The following is a 2,893-nucleotide window of genomic DNA, read 5'->3' as shown; positions in this document are numbered from 1 at the left end:
GCACTACTAGTTCAGATGGGAAGATCTCAAAGAAAAAGTAATGAATTTTAAACCTATATCGGGCTGGATCGAGGAAGGAAGAGAGAGAACAAACTATCATGGACTTTTGCCTGGTAATCGGGTAGTTATAAGTAGTAGAGGCTCTTGGTTTTCTCGTGGACCTTAGAATATTCTATATGGAAAATAACAGATGGGTAAATAGGCTATTTTTTTTGTGGCTAATATTATTTTGGCTTGTTTTTACGGTCGTGTTTATTGGTCCAAAACTAGAATTTTATGGTATATATACCTATACATATAGTTTTATAAAATATTTTATATTGTTAAATATTTAATGTTTGTTATAAATTCTACATTAGCATGTATTACAGGTTTTGTGAACTTCAAACGATTAAGCAGTATAGATAAAATAAAATGTTTTTTACCAATAATAGTTGTTGCTGGATTTTTTACTTACACGGGTGTTATGATGTATCTTGAGCATACATAACCCGATCAATTTCCAATTCGAGAGCATTAGGGCATGACCATGCGCGCAATTCTAAGAACATTAATTCTGATATGTGTAAGCGTCGCCTTGGCTTACGGACATAATGTTGAATCAAATTGTAATATAGTAGGACGATTTCTCTCGTCCGATCCCCTCGGCCACGCTTCGGATACGAGTCTTTACAGTTATGCGAATAATGATCCGGTGAACGCGGTGGATCCGAGGGGTCGCCTGGCGAATGGTTTTACATCGGGCATTACTGGGTTTTATCCGGCAGGGTCGAGTCATTCGAAGACGTTTCAATTTAGTAGTATGGTAGGGGCGATTACAGGGGGTTTGATAAATGGGAGTAAAGAGATGTTGACACAGACGGTGCTTGGGGATTACAGCGGCGCGTCGACGACGTGGGATTCTGTGGTGCGACAAATAGGCGTGGGTTTAACGCCTGTGGGTGTGGCTGCGGATATGCGAGATTTGAGCTACGCATGGGGACAGGCAAGAGAAAACGGATTAAATCTAGGCACGGGATTAAACCTCACCATGGCCGGTGTAGCGTTTATCCCTGGTGCAGGCGATTTGGTGAAGGGCGGGCAAAACCAGCTGTCAATGCCGCAAAGACACTAACTCCGGCTGAATCGAGTGCAATCACGAAGATCAACAACATCCTCACGAAGAACTTCAAGCCAGGCCCGAAGGGAGACATCTCGGGCGCGATCCACGACATGGTTGGCAACCCAATCCCCAAACCCGGTGGCGGGACATACGACCACGTTCAAGACTTAAATAACATTTTACGCGGTTTGCGAAACAACGTCGATGCTCTCAAAAACGCTACTGATCCCGCCGCTGTTGCAGCGCGCCAGCAGGCGCAACAGGTGATCCAACAAATCGAAGAAACGATCAAAGGAGCGGGGCTATGAACGCAGGAGCGCACCATCGGTTGACATTTGCCACGTTGGACCGTCTAAAAGGCATCCCCGACCCACCACCGGCCACTGGCGACGAGTATCCGTTGCCAGCGTGGTATCGGGCCGTTCGCGAAACTCCGCTTGAAGAACTGGGTGTTGAGGATATCTGCAAGGCTTGCCGCCAGCAGATCCACCTTGACCATGTTGTGCCGCTGGCCCTGCGGCTCTTGCGGTCTGAACCGCTCGCGGGAGAAATGTATGATGGCGAGCTTTTGGCTTCCTTGAAATCTGTGCCTTCGGATTACTGGCTAACCCACGCGGCTGAAGCGGCGATGTTGAGATCCGTTTGCGAGAAAGTCCGGAACAACGACAACATACCCAATGATGTGCGTCAGGATGTGGCAGAGCTTCTGACGAGAACGACGTATCCACGCTCTGGTTAAAGATGTCGCATGACGACTTCGATTCGCTTCCGGTGGCAAGGGGTGCTGGCTCTTTGGCTTTGCTTCGCGGCCACGACACTCATTCCTCAAGCTACCTTTGCCTACGACGGCCATTCCCCTCTTGCCGCAAGGGGAGCAGGACAAGGGCCGGTAATCATTGGTGAGACGATGGCCCGCGTCGAAGCCGCTGCTTCCAAATACCCCGGAGCGAAAATCCTAAACGACATGCCCGACTTCAAGGCAATGGGCATGAATCCCGATCAAGTCACCAGCGCGATGATGCAATACAATCGTAAGTGGATACTTGAGCAGATGCGGAGCGGCAGACAGATCATCGACATCGGAGCGGATGCCAACCGAGCAACGCCCAGCATCTTCTATCAAATGGAGCAGAACATGCTGAAAAATTATCAGAAGCTTCATCCTGAATTTAGCGGCACTGTCAGTCCATGAACGGTCAGGATTTTTTACGAATCGTTAATGAAGGCTTTGCTCCGTTTTTGAAGCAGCTTGGCTTTGTAATGGATGAACCTTCCATCAGTGGAAGATATTACCGAGTTAGCTTCACTGGTTCTGCTCATGCTGTTTTGGTATCTTATGAACCCGGTGACGAAGCCCTTTTTGTCATGGTGTTCAGCCGAAAGAACGGCGAACTCTCCGATATTGACGACCGCACGAAAACGCCACGTCTTGCCGATCTAAACAGCCGTTACATGGCAGCCATCACGAACGAAGAACGCGCCGAAAATGAGCGTATTTTTAAATCTGTTGCGGTTAACGACAAGGAAGAGCGTCTCTTGTTGAAAGCTGCGAAAGAGCTTCGCCTTGTGCTTCCGAAGTATCTCAGTTCCTGAAAATCCAACGCCTCAACGTGCAGCAACGCCCTCGCGCTGTCGCGCATACCAACGAACGCCAAACCCTGGTCAACTCCCGATGCGCCGCTTTGACTCGCTTGCTCCCGCTCGTCTCGCCCTGCCGGGCTGCACTACGTGCAGTCTCCTCCGCAGCCTCCCGGCTGCCGGTGGTGTCACGCCTCCTGCTGATGGGGGCGG

Annotated in this window: 5 protein-coding genes; all 5 read left to right on the top strand. The window is 49.4% G+C overall.

Annotated features, from left to right (window positions below; all coding sequences use genetic code 11):
* Positions 1-523 precede the first annotated feature (523 nt).
* The 5 genes from NZM04_01000 to NZM04_00980 are packed head-to-tail and all read left to right on the top strand — an operon-like array spanning position 524 to position 2,695.
* Complete coding sequence (locus NZM04_01000) at positions 524-1,114, top strand: hypothetical protein (protein ID MCS7062621.1); 591 nt, start codon at positions 524-526, stop codon at positions 1,112-1,114.
* Positions 1,000-1,410 (top strand): polymorphic toxin type 28 domain-containing protein, encoded by a 411-nt coding sequence (locus tag NZM04_00995; protein MCS7062620.1) that lies wholly within the window; start codon positions 1,000-1,002, stop codon positions 1,408-1,410. The genes NZM04_01000 and NZM04_00995 overlap by 115 nt, the downstream gene beginning before the upstream one ends.
* Complete coding sequence (locus tag NZM04_00990) at positions 1,407-1,841, top strand: contact-dependent growth inhibition system immunity protein (protein MCS7062619.1); 435 nt, start codon at positions 1,407-1,409, stop codon at positions 1,839-1,841. The genes NZM04_00995 and NZM04_00990 overlap by 4 nt, the downstream gene beginning before the upstream one ends.
* A 9-nt stretch (positions 1,842-1,850) precedes the next feature.
* Positions 1,851-2,294: a hypothetical protein gene (locus NZM04_00985; GenBank protein ID MCS7062618.1), complete on the top strand. Its 444-nt coding sequence runs from the start codon at positions 1,851-1,853 to the stop codon at positions 2,292-2,294.
* A complete protein-coding gene (locus NZM04_00980; protein MCS7062617.1) occupies positions 2,291-2,695 on the top strand; it encodes a hypothetical protein in 405 nt (134 codons plus the stop codon). Before NZM04_00985 ends, NZM04_00980 begins: the two co-directional genes overlap by 4 nt.
* The last annotated feature ends 198 nt before the right edge of the window (positions 2,696-2,893 follow it).

It is taken from the genome of Candidatus Methylacidiphilales bacterium (genome assembly GCA_025056655.1).
Classification (GTDB): domain Bacteria; phylum Verrucomicrobiota; class Verrucomicrobiia; order Methylacidiphilales; family JANWVL01; genus JANWVL01.
The sequence above is the reverse complement of the archived record's forward strand: the minus strand, read 5'-3'. Positions and strand labels throughout refer to the sequence as shown.